Raw genomic sequence first — 14,016 nt, forward strand, 5'->3', positions numbered from 1 at the left:
ACCCGGCGTGCCGTCGGGTGCTCCGGGCCGGCCGGAGGTGGTGGTGCCTGCCGGGGCCGGTCAGAGGTGACCGTGCGCGGCGAGGTCCTCGGCCAGGCAGCGGCCGGTGTGCGAGTCACGGCGGCGGACCAGGTCCGCGGGGGTGCCTTCGAACACCACCCGGCCACCGTGCCGGCCCGCCTCCGGGCCGAGGTCGATGATCCAGTCGGCGTACTTCAGCACGTCCAGGTCGTGTTCGATCACCACCACCGTGTTGCCGCCGTCGACGAGGCGGTCGAACAGGGCGAGCAGCTTGCCGAGGTCGGCCATGTGCAGACCGGTGGAGGGTTCGTCGAACACGTAGACGCTGCCGGAGGTGTGCAGCCGGTGCGCCAGCTTCAGCCGCTGGCGCTCACCACCGGAGAGGGTGGACAGGGGCCGGCCGAGCGTGAGGTAGCCGAGGCCGACCTCGGTGAGCAGGGCCAGCTTGCGGCGGACGGAGTCCTCGTCGAAGAACGCGATCGCCTCCTCGGCCGTCATGGCGAGGACGTCGACGACGGTCCGGCCGGACAGCGTGTGGCGCAGCGCCTCGTCGTTGAAGCGGAGCCCGTCGCAGCGCTCGCAGACGGTGGTGACCGGGTCCATGAAGGCGAGGTCGGTCTCGATCACCCCGCGGCCCCGGCACTCCGGGCAGGCGCCCGCGGAGTTGAAGCTGAACAGTCCGGGGTCGGCCCCGGAGGCGCGGGCGAACAGGTGCCGGACGGTGTCCATGATGTCGGTGTACGTCGCGGGGGTGGACCGGGAGGAGACCCCGATCGACGACTGGTCGACCACGACCGCTTCGCCCGGGTGCCGGTCGACCAGTTCCCGGGCGAGCGAGCTCTTCCCCGAGCCGGCGACACCGCTGAGCGCCACCAGCACGCCGGTGGGCACGTCGACCGTGACGTCCTGGAGGTTGTGCAGCCGGGCGCCGCGGACCGTCAGTCCGCCCCGGGGGGCCCGCAGCCGCTCCTTCAGCCCGGGCACCGAGTCCAGGGCCCGGCCGGTCGGGGTGCCGGCTCTGCGCAACCCGGCCGTCGAGCCCTCGTAGACCACCTCGCCGCCCTCGCTGCCCGCGCCCGGGCCCATGTCGACGACATGGTCGGCGACGGCGACGACGTCCCGGTCGTGCTCCACCACGAGCACCGTGTTGCCCTTGTCGCGCAGCGCGAGGAGCAGCGTGTTCAGGCGGCGGACGTCGCGCGGGTGCAGGCCCACGCTCGGCTCGTCGAAGATGTACGTCAGCCCGGTCAGGCTGCTGCCCAGGTGGCGCACGGTCTTCAGGCGCTGCGCCTCGCCGCCGGAGAGGGTGCTGGTCCGACGGTCGAGGCTGAGGTAGCCGAGTCCGACGGCCTCGATCCTGCGCAGCGCGGCCAGGGACGCCTGCACCACCGGTTTGACCGACGGCGCGTCGATGCGCTCCAGGCGGCCGATGAGGTCGGTGATCTCCAGGGCGCAGTAGTCGGCGATGGTGTCGCCGGCGATGCGCGAGGCGAGCGCGGCCGGTCCCAGCCGGGCGCCGCCGCAGACCTCGCAGGGCCCTTCCGTCACCACCTCCTCCACGGCCGCCCGTTCCTTCGCCTTGAGGGCGTCGAGGCCGGCCTTGAGGTAGCGGCGGGTGAAGCGCAGCACGATCCCCTCGTACTCGTTCTTGTAGACGCCGTGCCGTCCGGCCCGGTCGACCTTGAACCCGGAGCCGTGCAGCAGCGTCTCTCGGTCCTCGGCGGAGAACTCGCGCAGCGGCAGGTCGGGGTCGAACAGGCCGGACTCCGCGTACAGCTGCCACTGGAAGGTGCCGACGGCGAAGGCGGGGAAGCGGATGGCGCCCTCGTTGAGGCTCCTGTCCTCGTCCAGCAGCCGGTCCAGGTCCAGCCGCAGCCGGGAACCGAGCCCCTCGCACCGCGGGCACATGCCGCGGGGGTCGTTGAAGGAGTACATGTGGGAGGGGCCCGCGCTGGGCGTGCCGTGCCGGGAGAACAGCACCCGCAGCATGGCGTGGACCTCGGTCATGGTGCCGACCGTCGAGCGGGCGTTGCCGCCGACCGGCCGCTGGTCGATCACGATGGCGGTGGAGAGGTTCTCGATGACCTCGGCGGCGGGCCGCTCGTACTTGGGCAGCCGGTTGCGGATGAACGCGGGGTACGTCTCGTTCATCTGCCGCTGCGACTCGACGGCGATCGTCCCGAAGACCAGGGAGGACTTGCCCGATCCCGACACGCCGGTGAAGACGGTCAGCCGCCCCTTCGGGATGCGCAGGCTGACGCCCTTGAGGTTGTTCTGCCGTGCTTCCCCCAGAACGATGAAGTCACCCGGGTCCGGTGACGGGTGGGACACCATGCCGTTCCTCTTCCATCCGTCGAAAAGATTTCTCTACGGAAACTTATCCCCTCAGAGGAGGGTCCTCAATCCGCCACGGCGTAGGCCTGCGCGCCGCGCGGACTGGCCACGGCTGTGACCATGTCGTCACTGCTCAGGGCCGTTGCGCAGACCTTGCTCAGACTGTAGTCGGCGACCGTGCGCACCTGGTGGCCGCGTCGTCGCAGTTCCTCGATGGTTTCCTGGGGGATCCCCTCTTCCAGGACGACCGTCCCGGGGGCGAAGCGGCGGGGGGTGAAGGACGTCGGTACGTGGTCGGTGTGGAAGGTCCGCGCCTCGACGGCCTCCTGGAGTCCCATGCCGTGCTCGGTGTGGCGCAGGAAGAACTGCAGGGTCCACTGGTCCTGCTGGTCGCCGCCCGGTGTGCCGAAGGCGAGGCGGGGCCGGCCGTCCCGGAGCACCAGGGTCGGGCTGAGGGTGGTGCGCGGCCGTTTGCCGGGAGCCAGCGCGTTGGCGTGCCCCCGGGTCAGCGTGGCCATCTGCCCCCGGGTGCCGAGCGGGAACCCGAGGCCCGGCACCACCGGCGAGCTCTTCAGCCAGCCTCCGCTGGGGGTCGCGACGACCATGTTCCCGCGGGCGTCGGCGGCCGTGACGCAGCAGGTGTCGCCCCGGGCGGCCGTGGAGCGCACCACGGCCGGGATGCCTTCCTCCAGCTCACCGAGCCATGCGGGACCGGCGGGGCCCGCGGACTCGTCGTGGACCGGGGGCAGCACCGGCGTCCGGCCGCCGGGCGAGCCCGGTCGCAGTGCGGTGGAGGCCTCCCGGCCGATCAGTTCGCGGCGGGCCGCGGTGTAGGCGGGGTCGAGCAGGTCGTCGACCGGCACGTCCGCGTGGGCGGGGTCGCCGTACCAGGCCTCGCGGTCGGCGAAGGCCAGTTTGGCCGCCTCGGTGACCGTGTGCAGGAACTCGGCGCTCACCGGTCCCATGGCGGCGAGGTCCAGGCCCTGGAGCAGCGCGAGCTGCTGGAGGAAGACCGGGCCCTGCGACCAGGGACCGGGCTTGTGCACCGACAGGCCGCGGTGGTCCAGGCTCAGCGAGGGCTCGACCGTGGCCCGCCAGCCGGCCAGGTCCGCCCCGGTGAGCAGGCCGCGGTGGCGGCGGCCGGTGGCGTCGATCTCCTCCGCCGTGGCGAGGTAGCGGTCGACGGCCTCGGCCACGAAGCCCTCGTAGAAGGCGCGCAGGGCCGCGTCGATCTGCTTGCCGCGGTCGGCGCCGGCCGCCCTGGCCTCGTCGAGGAGGCGCCGGTAGGTCCGGGCCAGGTCGGGGTTGGTCATGCGCTGACCGGGCCGGGGCGCGGCCCCGCGGACCAGGTAGGTGCGACCGGACTCGGTCCACTCCTCGCGGAAGAGCTCCTGCAGCGCCCCGATCATCGCCGCCGCCTTGGGGAGCAGCGGGTACCCGTGTTCGGCGTAGCCGATGGCCGGCTCCAGGACGTCCTCCAGGTGCAGGGTGCCGTACTCGGCGAGGACGCGCAGCCACGCGCCGAAGGCACCGGGCACCACCGCGGGCAGCAGTCCCGAGCCGGGCACCACGGAGAGGCCGAGCTGCTCGAACCTCTCGATGGTCGCCGCCCGGGGCATGGGGCCCTGGCCGCAGACGACGTCGACCCGGCCGGACCCGGCCCGGTGGGCGAGGACGGGGACGTCTCCGCCGGGCCCGTTGAGGTGGGGTTCCACGACCTGGACGACGAACGCGGCGGCGACGGCCGCGTCGAACGCGTTGCCGCCCTTGTCGTACATGCGGAAGCCCGCGGCCGAGGCCAGCCAGTGGGTCGAGGCGACCGCGCCCCGGGTGCCGCGCAGCTCTGGACGGAACAACACAGTCGGGTTCCTCTCCTCTTCGTACCGGTTCTTCTTCGGAGGGTTCTTCTTCGCCGAGCTCTCCGCGGCGAGCCCTCCGTACCGTGCGGTGCGTGGAGCGGTGGTTCAGCGGGCGACGGCCGCCGTGCGGGGCAGGTGCATGCGGCCGGCGCCGGTGGCCGCGACCTCTCCGGTCACCTCGGCCGCCGCCGCCCGGCCCCCGCGCACGGTCACGGCGCAGTCGAGCCGGGCCGGACGGCCCAGTCCCGCCCCCTGCCGGACCTGGTACGCGCTGGTGCCGTCCGCCGCCGGCACCAGGCCCGCACGGACGAGCCAGGCGCCCAGGCCCAGGGCCGCGGAGGCGCACGCCGGGTCCTCCGGCATGCCGTACCCGGGAGCGAACACCCGCACGTCGGCCCGCTGCCGACGGCTGTCGTAGGCGACGAGCACCGCGTCGGGGCAGTCGGCCCACACCGGGTGCGCCGGCCGGTGCACGGCGCGGGCGACCGCCCCGCTCGTGACGGGCAGCACGTGGAACGCCGGCCCGAAGCCGGTCACGCACGGCTCGGCCACCAGGTCGTCCCCGGTCAGTCCGCACGCCTCCAGCAGCGGTCCCGCGTCCCAGGCGGCGGGCGGTGCCGGCTCACCGCGCACGGCGAGCGTGGCCCGGTGGGCGCTCGCGCGCACCGCCATCAGCCGCCCGCCGCACTCCTGGACCAGCTCCCCCGCCCGCAGCCGGCCCAGGCGGACCAGGGTGGCGGCCGTGCCGACGGCGGAGTGCCCGCCGTACGGCGACTCCCGCCACGGGGTGAAGACCCGGACCCGGTGGGTGGCACCGGCCCTCCCGGGGGGCAGGACGAACGCGGTCTCCGTGAGACCGACCTCGCGGGCGACGGCCTGCATGCCGGCGTCGTCGAGTGCGCTCGCGTCCGGGACGACCCCGAGCGCGCAGCCCTCGAACGGGGTGCCGGTGAACATGTCGACGATCTCGTAGTCGATCACGGCTGCTCCTGGCTCCGGACGGTCAGCACGTCGCGTGCGATCCGCTCCAGCACCCGCACGCTGCCCCGGTAGGGGAAGGACGGCCGGGGCCAGTGCACGACGAAGTCGGTGATGCCGAGCTCGCCGAAGCGGCCGACGGCGTCGCGGTACGCCTCGACGGAGTCGAGGGTGCCGCCCACCGTGGCACCGGTGAGCAGCAGCCGGCGCAAGGTGGCGGGGTCGCGTCCGGTCCGCTCGCACGCCTCGTCCAGGCGGGCCAGCTGCTCCTTGATCTCCGGCAGCGTCTCCTCGTACGGCCGGGCGTCGAAGTCGCCGGGCCGCCCCGCGGTGACCCACAGGTCGGCGTGGCGGGCCGCCAGCCGCATGCCGCGCGGTCCGGTCGCCGCGATGGCGAACGGCACCCGGGGCGTGGTCAGGCAGCCCGGGTGCATGGGCACCTCCCGGACGTCGTAGTGGGTGCCCGTGTACGTGGTGCTGCGCCGGGTCAGCAGCTCGTCGAGCAGCTCCACGAACTCGGCGAAACGGTCGGCACGTTGCCGTGGGGAGTAGGCGGTCGGGTCCACGACGCGGTCGTCGAGGCCGCCGGCCCCGGCTCCCAGCCCGCAGACGAAGCGGCCGCCGGCGATGTCCTCGAGCGTCATCACGTCCTTGGCCAGCGTCACCGGGTGCCGGTAGGTGGGGGTGGCCACCATGGTGCCCACGGTGAGGGTGGAGGTGGCCCCGGCCGCCGCCGCCAGGGTGGGCACGGCACCGAACCAGGGTTCGTCGCGCAGCCACCGCCACATCAGCTGGTCGTAGGTCCAGGCGTGGTCGAATCCGAACTCCTCGGCGCGGACCCACTGTTCGCGGGCCCGTGACCAGCGCTGTTCGGGCAGGACGACGACTCCGTGCCGCACGGTCCGTCAGCTCCTCTCCTGTCGTGTGTCCGGGGGGGGCGGGCTCAGCGGGCGATGCTGCCGTGGAGCAACCGCTCGTCGAGCGCGGCGGCCAGGGCGTCGACGCGGGCGAGCACGGCGTCGAAGTCGCGTTCGCAGGCCCGGGCGTCCTCGCTGCGCAGTTCCTCGGGGAGCGCGGCGTCCTCGGGCTCGGTCAGTCCGGGGTACAGGCCGTTGACCGAGACGTCCAGGCGCACCGCGGTCAGCCGGCGCCGGAGCTGGTCGAGGATCTCGGCGGTCGGCACGTCGGCGCGCAGGGTGAGGAAGTAGTTGTCGTAGACCAGCGCCTGGAGCCGGGGGTCGTGGGGCCGGGCCGCCGGGACGGTGTCCTGGAGCAGGGACCTGCCGCCGGGCACGAGCTTCGCGGCGACGCCCGAGTGCACCAGGTGGTAGAGGCGGACCTCGTCGGCCAGCCGTCCGCCCTCGGGGGTGTCGTGCCACGGTGTCCTCCTGCCGCGCAGCAGCCGGCGGACGGGGGCGAAGTCCGGTGCCCAGGTGCCGCTGAAGCCGCGGTGCTGCAGGAACATGCTGGGCCGGATGACGTCGCCGTAGACGTCCTTGGGGCAGGAGCTGGTGTAGAGCAGCATCGCCGTGTAGGCCCGGGTGAGTTCCGTCATGGCCTTCAGCGAGGGGGCGGGGTCCGGCCGTTCGTGCGCCTGGTGCAGCGCGTGGCCGAGCAGCTGCCAGACGGCGAAGGTCACCTGGTGCCCGGTGATCCAGCGGAACCAGAAGAGCTGGTGGGCCAGTTCGGGGAGACCGGGAGCCGGTCCGGTGCGCGGGCAGGGCGGCCCGGCCGCACCGGCGGGCTCGGCGCACAGCACGTCCGGGACGTCGGCCGCGGGCCGGTGCGGGGGTTCGGGCAGGGTCAGCGGCTCCAGGCCGTAGGGGAAGTCCCCGAAGTCCCAGCCCTCGGCCACCGGCAGTTCGGTGACGGTCCTGCGCGGCCCGGCGCTCATGCGGCACCTCCCGGGACGTGGGTGAACTCGAACTCCAGGCCATTGGGGTCGAACAGGTAGCAGCTGTGCACCCCGTCGGCGTCGACCACGATGTCCGTGGGCTGCTCGTCGGTCGCGAAGTGGTAGCGGCCCGAGCGGTACAGGTCCAGCCAGCGGTCGCGCCAGGCCCGCAGCTCCTCGGGGGAGCCGGCGGCGAGGCAGACGTGCTGGAACTGGGCCTTGTTGCCGCCGGGCAGCACCGGCTCGTGCCCGGTGCGTTCGAACAGGTGGAAGCGGACGTCGGCGACGCCGACCTCGGTGAGCCGGGTGATGCCCGGGAGCCTGCTGCGGGTGAGGTCCGAGAAGGTGGTGAGCGTCCACGTCTCGGCGCAGCCGAAGAAGTCCTTGTACCAGGCCAGGCAGTTGTCCAGGTCGCCGGTCTGGACGCCCAGGTGGTGCATCGTCGGCACCAGTTTCGCGGGAGGTGCCTCCAGTGTGGAGGCCGAGCTTTCTCGCACGGTGTGACACTCCTTGGGGAGGGATGGTTTGCCGCAAGGTTCCGAAAAGAGAGGCTAGGGAGCGGAGAGGACCTCAGTCAATGTCGTACCCAGGGAATTGGCGGATACCCTCAAGAAACATTTCGAATTCACTGATCCGAAATCAAAGACAGCATTGATCAGGCCGTTGACCTGCTTTTTCGACAGATCAGCGACAGCATTGCAGCCGAATTTCACTCTTGCCATCCGCGGCGCTCTCGTGAATTATTGCGGTCATGGAACAAGAGCGATGGAACAGTGTCGACGCCTATTTCAGCTCCCTTCTCGTGAAGGAGGACGAAGCACTTTCGAAAGCCGCCAGGGCCCATGAGGACTTCGATCTGCCGGACCTGGCCGTCAGTGCCCCGCAGGGCAAACTGCTGCATCTGCTCGCGCGTGTCGGCCGGGCGCGGCGCATCCTGGAGATCGGCACCTTCGGCGGCTACAGCAGCATCTGGCTGGCCCGCGCGCTGCCGCCGGACGGCCGTCTGGTCACCATCGAGTGGGAGCGGTCCTTCGCCGACGCGGCAGCGTCCCGCCTCGCCGAGGCGGGGGTCGCCCACCTCGTCGAACAGCACGTCGGCCGGGCGCTGGACATCCTGCCCGCCCTGGACCGGCCCGGTACCGCCCCCTTCGACATGGTGTTCGTGGACGCCAACAAGCCCGACATCCCCGAGTACTTCACCTGGGCGCTGAAGCTGTCCCGGCCGGGCGCGGTGGTCGTCGTCGACAACGTCGTCCTGGGCGGCGCGGTGACCGACCCGGACCACCCGGACGCCGGTGTCCAGGGAGTGCGCCGGTTCCACGAGCTGCTGGCCGATCGCACGGACGTCACCGCCACCTCGATCCAGACCGTCGGCACCAAGGGGTACGACGGCTTCACGCTGGCCCTGATCACCGGTTGAGCCGGGGGGAGCGGCACGGGGCGGGCGGCCCTCCCCCGCCCCGTGCCGCACCGTCCGGCTCGCCCGGCGACCGGCGGACGGCGCCGCTCAGTCGATGTCGGGCGGCACCAGGTCCGGGGCCGTCCAGCCGTCCAGGTCGTACTCCGCCATGCACTGTTCGGCGAACCCCTTGTACCGGTCGACGAGGCCGGAGGCCGTCTGGGCGTGCAGCAGTTCGATGCGGACGCTCTCGTGGTTGCCGGAGTAGTTCCGCTCGTACAGCTCGTGCCGTCCGGCGAACTCCGTGCCCACCGAGTCCCAGATGAGCTTCATGAGCTTGGCGCGCTCCACCGCCTCGTAGCCGCCCGAGCCCCGCATGAAGCGGTCCAGGTGGGGCCGGAGTTCGGGTTCCTGGAAGTCCTTGGCGGACGAGGTGAGGTAGATCAGACCGCTGCTGAGGTCCTGCATGATGATCTCCCGCACCCTCGGGTAGCCGACGGTCATGAACCACCGGTACGCCATGCCGTAGTCGAGGTTGGGCAGCAGGGCGCCGTCGTGCCAGGGGTCCGGATGGTGCGCCATCGCGTCGCTCAGCGCCCAGAACATGTTCCGCCAGGCGAGCACCTCGCCGACCCGGGTCTGGACGCCCCGGAAGTCCTTGGTGCCGGTCACCTCCAGGCCCTTGAGCAACAGGCCCGCGAGGAAGTCGAGTTTGACGGCCAGCCGGGTCACGCCGTGGAAGGTGAGCCGGTGGGTGAAACCGGACGTCTGCAGGAACGTGCCGGCCCGCGCGGTGTCCCCGTAGATGAGGACGTTCTCCCAGGGGATCTTGACCTTGTCCAGGATGAAGATGGTGTCGTTCTCGTCGAGCCGGCTCGACAGCGGGTAGTCGAACGGGCTGCCCGTGCGGCTCGCGGCCAGCTCGTAGGACTGGCGGCAGACCAGCTTCACGCCGGGCGCCCCCAGGGGCAGGGTGGCGACGAGGGCGAACTCCTTCTTCTTCACGGGCAGGCCGTAGTGCGCCACGAAGTTGAAGTGGGTGAGCGCCGACCCGGTCGCCACCACCTTGGCCCCGCTGACCACCAGGCCGTCGTCGCACTCCTTCTCGACGTGCACGAAGACGTCGTCGACCTCGTCCGCGGGCCGGTGCCGGTCGACCGGCGGGTTGATCACCGCGTGGTTCCAGAACAGCACCTGCTCCTGGGCGGTGGCGTACCAGCGGCGGGCGTTGTCCGCGAAGTCGCCGTAGTACTCCGGGTTCGCGCCCAGGGTGACCAGGAAGCTGGCCTTGTAGTCGGGGCTGCGCCCCATCCAGCCGTAGGTCAGCCGGGCCCACTCGGCGATGGCGTCCCGGTCCCCCACCAGGTCCTGCACGCTGCGCGGCACCCGGTAGAACTTGTGGGTGAAGCCGTCGCTGCCGGTGTCGGTGGGCGCGGTGAGGGCGTCGTGGTGCTCGGGGTCGTGCAGGGCGTCGTACAGGCGGGCCGTCATCCGGACGGTGTTGCGGAACGCCGGATGCTTGGTGACGTCGTCGACCTTCTCGCCGTACGCCCAGACCTCCCGCCCGTCGCGGATGCTCTCGATGTACTCGTCCCCCGTCAGCGGCCGGGTGACCCGGGCGCCGCCGGCGGGCTCCCCGGCCGTGCCGGGTGCTGCGGACTGTCCGTTGTCGGGTGCCATGTCCCTACTTCCGTATCTCGTGATCGGTGACGAACTGCTCCATGGCCGGTCCGGGGCCGTCCAGACAGAGCGACCACACCGCGGCGGGCCCCTCCGGCTGCGGCTCCTCCGGCATCAGACGGGGGAAGAGACCGCGGTGGAACAGCAGCGGCCGGCCCCCGGCCGCGGCGAACTCCTCGACGCGGCCGACGTGCAGCGTGTGGTCGCCGCCGTCGTAGGTGCGCCACGGGCGGCACACCAGGTGGCCGAGCGTGCCGTCCAGCCGGGGCCGGTCGCCGTCGCCGTCCACCCAGGGCACGGCGTGCGCCGAGGGGCGGCCGGCGAAGTGCAGCGCCAGGTCCTGCTGGTGCTCGCCGAGCAGGTTGACGACGAAGGGGCCGTCGTCCAGCAGGGCCGCCAGGCGGGTGCGGCGGTCCAGGGCGACCAGGGCGAGCGGCGGGTCGAGCGACACGGAGGTGAAGGAGTTCACCGTCGCCCCGTGCAGCAGGGTGCCGCGCCGGCAGGTCACGACCGTCACACCGGTCGCGAAGTGGCCGAGGGTGCGGCGCAGTTCCCGCGGGTCGACGGCGGGGCCGGCCGCGGCGGGGGCGGTTCGGGTCGGGCTCACGCGTGCTCCTCCGTTCGGTGGGACGTCAGGACGCCGGTGCGCCGCCCGGTCCGGCGGGCCCGGTCCACCAGTTCGCGCAGGAGGTCCGGACCGTCCTCGGTGAGCAGCGACTCGGCGTGGAACTGGACGGTGGCCAGCCCCGGGCCGTCCAGCGCGACCACCTCTCCCCCGTCCTCGCGCCACACGCGGGCCGCGGCGTCCGGCCCGGGCAGCGTGCACCGGTCGGTGTCGCAGCGCGCGGTGAAGCTGTTGTAGAAGCCGACGTGCCGCTCGCGCCCCCACAGGCCGACCCGCATCCGCGCTCCCTGGCGGGGCCGTGCGAGCCGCACCAGGCGCAGTCCCAGCACCCCGCAGACGGCCTGGTGGCCGAGGCACACCGCGGCCAGGGGCAGCCGCCGGGCGAGGCGCCGGGCGGCCAGCGAGCGCAGCCGCGCCACCCGGGGGTCGGCCACGTCCCGGGGGTCGCCGGGCCCCGGCCCCAGGAGCAGGACGGTGCCGGGGTCGTCGGCCGCTTCCAGGGCGGACCACCAGGGGTGGAGGTCGACCCGGCAGCCCACCGCGCCGAGCTGCTGGGCGAGCATGCTGGTGAACCGGTCCTCCGCGTCGACCACCGCCACCCGCGGGCCGGGGCGGCGGGGCCGGGGCGGGCGCGCCCGGTCGCCGAGCCAGAAGGCGGCGACGGCGTCGTTGCGGGCGCGCAGTGCCGCGCGCACCGCGGGGTCCGCGTCCAGCGAGCCGCCCGGGCCCGCGGCGGCGGGGGCCGGGAGGCGGGCGCGGTCGTCGCGGGTCAGCGCGGTGAGCAGTCCGGCGGCCTTCGCCGTGGTCTCCGCGGCCTCCTCGGCGGGTACCGAGTCGCGCACCACGGTCGCACCGGTGGTCAGGCGTACGGCGCCGTCCGCGGTGATGTCGGCGGTGCGCAGCAGGATGACCGCGTCCAGGGCGCGCCGTCCGTCCTCCCGGCCGGCCAGGGCGAGCACGCCGCTGTGGTAGCCCCGGCCCGCGGGTTCGTGCCGGGCGATGACCCGGCAGGCGTTCTCCACCGGGCTGCCCGTCACCGTGGGCGCGGGCAGTGTGGCGCGCAGGATGTCGGTCAGCGGCAGCGCGGACTCGCCGTGCAGGTGGTACTGGGTGTGAGCGAGGCGCGACATCCAGGCGAGCGTGGGACCGCAGACGCGCACCCGGGGGCCGCACAGCTCGGTCATCATCTTCAGTTCCTCGTCCACGACCATGTACAGCTCGTGGATCTCCTTGGGGTCGGCGAGGAACCGCAGCAGGCCGTCGCGGTCCGGGCCGCTGCCGGGCGGGTAGCGGTAGGTGCCGCTGACGGGGTTCATCGACACCCGCGTACCGGTCGCCCGCACGTGCTGTTCGGGGGAGCTGCCGATCAGGTACCGGTCGCCGGTGCAGACGAGGTACGTCCAGTAGGCGCCGCTCTCCGCGGTCAGCAGCCGCCGCAGGGCGGCCAGTGCCCGGGTCCGGTCGAAGTCGCGGATCCGGCCGTGCAGGCTGCGGGCGAGGACGAAATTGGCGCCCTCGCCCCTCTGGATCTCCCGGCGGGTGAGCGCGTCGACGCCGGCCGCGTACCGGTCGTCGTCCAGGTCGAACCCCTCCTCCTCGACGTGCAGTTCCCGCTCCGGCAGGAGCGCCAGCAGCCGGTCCAGGGGGACGGTGTGCTGGGTGGTGATGTCCATGGCGAGCAGCGGGGTGCCGTCGTCGGGGGCCGCGAAGCCGCGTTCGGCGATCTGCCGGTGGGGCACCAGGGCGAGGACCCGGTGCGCGGGGCCGGGGCCGTCCAGTGGTGCGGCGGGCGCGTCCGGCAGGCCGGGCGCGGTGTCGAGGCGCAGGTCGGACAGGGTGGCGGCGGTGCGCACGGGCCCGCTGACGACGTCCACGGTGTCGGGGTGCCCGGCGCCCGGACGGTGCAGGAGGGCGAACGGGGCGCCGGGTGCGGGCAGCAGGGCGGCGAGGCCGTGGGCGGTGTGCGCGGGACCGTTCACGCGGCGGCCCCCAGGGCGGCGGGCAGTCGCCAGCAGGCGGTCGCCGCGACGGCCTGCACCAGGTTCAGCCGGGGATCGCACAGGGTGCGGTAGGCCGGTCCGGGCGCGGGGGTGAAGCCGGCGCCGCTGCACTCGACGATGTCGTCCGGGGACGCCTCCAGGTGCAGTCCGGTGCTGCGGCCCCCTTCGGCGGAGACGATGTCGACGAACCGGCCGATCTCCGTCATGACGGCGGTGAGCCGGCGCGTCTTCAGCCCGTGCCCGGTGCGTTCCCCGTTGCCGTGCATCGGGTCGCACAGCCACAGCACCGGGTGGCCGGCCCGCCGCACCGCGCGTACCAGGGGGGCCAGGCCGTGGATGCGGGAGGCGCCGAACCGGGCGACCAGGGACAGCCGTCCCGGTGAGCGCTCCGGGTCGAGCGCGGCGCACAGGGCGAGCACCTGCTCCACGGTCGTGGTCGGGCCGATCTTGCAGGCGACGGGGTTGTCCAGGTGCGCCAGCAGCCGTACGTGGGCGCCGTCGGGCTGCCGGGTCCGTTCGCCGACCCACGGCCAGTGGGTGCTGGCGAGGTAGCTGCGGCCCGAGCGGTGCCGGCGCACCTGGGGCAGTTCGTAGTCGAGCAGCAGCGCCTCGTGGCTGGTCCACACCCGTGCTTCGGCGGGCGCCCCCTCGCCGCGGCCGAGCCGGTCGAGGGAGGCGAGGGCCTGCCGGGCGGCCCGGTGGCAGCGGAGGATGCGGGCGGGGTCGGGGCGGCGCGCCGCGGGGTCGGGGGCGGGGGCGTTCACCAGGGCCCCGCGGAAGACCGGCAGCCGGACGCCGTCGTGCTCCTCCTCCGGCTGGGAGCGGGGTTTGGCGTACTGTCCGGCGATCCGGCCCACCCGGACGACGGGCCGTCCGGCGCCGGTGCGCACGATGTCGCTGAGGACGTCCAGCATCTCGGCCTTGCGGGCCAGCGCGGCCGGGTCGCACTCGGCGGGGTCCTCGGCGCAGTCACCGGCCTGCAGGACGCACAGTTCGCCGTCGGCGGCGCGGGACAGCAGCCGGCGCAGGGCGAGCACGCTGTCGTAGGTCACCAGCGGTTCGGCGCGGGCCAGTTCGGCGTGGACGCGGGCGAGGCGGCCGGGGTCGGGCCACCGCGGCTGCTGGGCGGCCGGCAGTGCCGCGACCACGGAGGGGATGAGGCTGTCGTATGCGGTGTCGGGGCAGGAGCTCGTTGGCATGGCTTGCTCGTGCTTTCCGGTGTCCGG

Annotated in this window: 11 protein-coding genes; 1 reads left to right on the plus strand and 10 read right to left on the minus strand. The window is 73.4% G+C overall.

Annotated elements, in window-relative coordinates; translation table 11 throughout:
* Window positions 1-60 precede the first annotated feature (60 nt).
* The 6 genes from ACF09K_RS33065 to ACF09K_RS33090 form a co-directional block, all read right to left on the minus strand.
* A complete protein-coding gene (locus tag ACF09K_RS33065; RefSeq protein ID WP_392249027.1) occupies window positions 61-2,355 on the minus strand; it encodes an ATP-binding cassette domain-containing protein in 2,295 nt (764 codons plus the stop codon).
* 65 nt (window positions 2,356-2,420) lie between these two features.
* On the minus strand, window positions 2,421-4,214 hold the full coding sequence (locus ACF09K_RS33070) for a gamma-glutamyltransferase family protein (protein WP_392249028.1): 1,794 nt from the start codon (window positions 4,212-4,214) through the stop codon (window positions 2,421-2,423).
* 105 nt (window positions 4,215-4,319) lie between these two features.
* Window positions 4,320-5,195, minus strand: a complete 876-nt coding sequence (locus ACF09K_RS33075; RefSeq protein WP_392249029.1) for a PhzF family phenazine biosynthesis protein — start codon at window positions 5,193-5,195, stop codon at window positions 4,320-4,322.
* Window positions 5,192-6,091 carry an LLM class flavin-dependent oxidoreductase gene (locus tag ACF09K_RS33080; RefSeq protein ID WP_392249030.1) on the minus strand — a complete coding sequence of 300 codons (900 nt, stop codon included), beginning with the start codon at window positions 6,089-6,091 and terminating at the stop codon, window positions 5,192-5,194. Before ACF09K_RS33080 ends, ACF09K_RS33075 begins: the two co-directional genes overlap by 4 nt.
* 44 nt (window positions 6,092-6,135) lie before the next feature.
* The gene (locus ACF09K_RS33085; protein WP_392249031.1) at window positions 6,136-7,086 is read right to left on the minus strand and encodes a hypothetical protein; all 951 of its coding nucleotides are present in this window, start codon (window positions 7,084-7,086) and stop codon (window positions 6,136-6,138) included.
* Window positions 7,083-7,583, minus strand: coding sequence for a VOC family protein (locus tag ACF09K_RS33090; RefSeq protein ID WP_392249032.1), 501 nt, complete (start codon window positions 7,581-7,583; stop codon window positions 7,083-7,085). Before ACF09K_RS33090 ends, ACF09K_RS33085 begins: the two co-directional genes overlap by 4 nt.
* Window positions 7,584-7,837: 254 nt before the next feature.
* Here ACF09K_RS33090 and ACF09K_RS33095 point away from each other — a divergent pair, with 254 nt between their 5' ends.
* Window positions 7,838-8,506 carry an O-methyltransferase gene (locus tag ACF09K_RS33095; protein ID WP_392249033.1) on the plus strand — a complete coding sequence of 223 codons (669 nt, stop codon included), beginning with the start codon at window positions 7,838-7,840 and terminating at the stop codon, window positions 8,504-8,506.
* A gap of 87 nt (window positions 8,507-8,593) precedes the next feature.
* Here the strand turns inward: ACF09K_RS33095 and ACF09K_RS33100 are convergent, their stop codons facing one another.
* The 4 genes from ACF09K_RS33100 to ACF09K_RS33115 are packed head-to-tail and all read right to left on the minus strand — an operon-like array spanning window position 8,594 to window position 13,989.
* Window positions 8,594-10,165: a 4-hydroxyphenylacetate 3-hydroxylase N-terminal domain-containing protein gene (locus tag ACF09K_RS33100; RefSeq protein ID WP_392249034.1), complete on the minus strand. Its 1,572-nt coding sequence runs from the start codon at window positions 10,163-10,165 to the stop codon at window positions 8,594-8,596.
* 4 nt (window positions 10,166-10,169) lie between these two features.
* Entirely contained in the window at window positions 10,170-10,772 is a 603-nt protein-coding gene (locus ACF09K_RS33105) for a flavin reductase family protein (protein WP_392249035.1), read from the minus strand.
* A complete protein-coding gene (locus ACF09K_RS33110; RefSeq protein WP_392249036.1) occupies window positions 10,769-12,769 on the minus strand; it encodes an anthranilate synthase family protein in 2,001 nt (666 codons plus the stop codon). The genes ACF09K_RS33105 and ACF09K_RS33110 overlap by 4 nt, the downstream gene beginning before the upstream one ends.
* Window positions 12,766-13,989 (minus strand): 3-deoxy-7-phosphoheptulonate synthase, encoded by a 1,224-nt coding sequence (locus ACF09K_RS33115; RefSeq protein WP_392249037.1) that lies wholly within the window; start codon window positions 13,987-13,989, stop codon window positions 12,766-12,768. Before ACF09K_RS33115 ends, ACF09K_RS33110 begins: the two co-directional genes overlap by 4 nt.
* Window positions 13,990-14,016 lie beyond the last annotated feature (27 nt).

It is taken from the genome of Streptomyces sp. NPDC014882, from assembly GCF_043081325.1.
Lineage (GTDB): Bacteria > Actinomycetota > Actinomycetes > Streptomycetales > Streptomycetaceae > Streptomyces.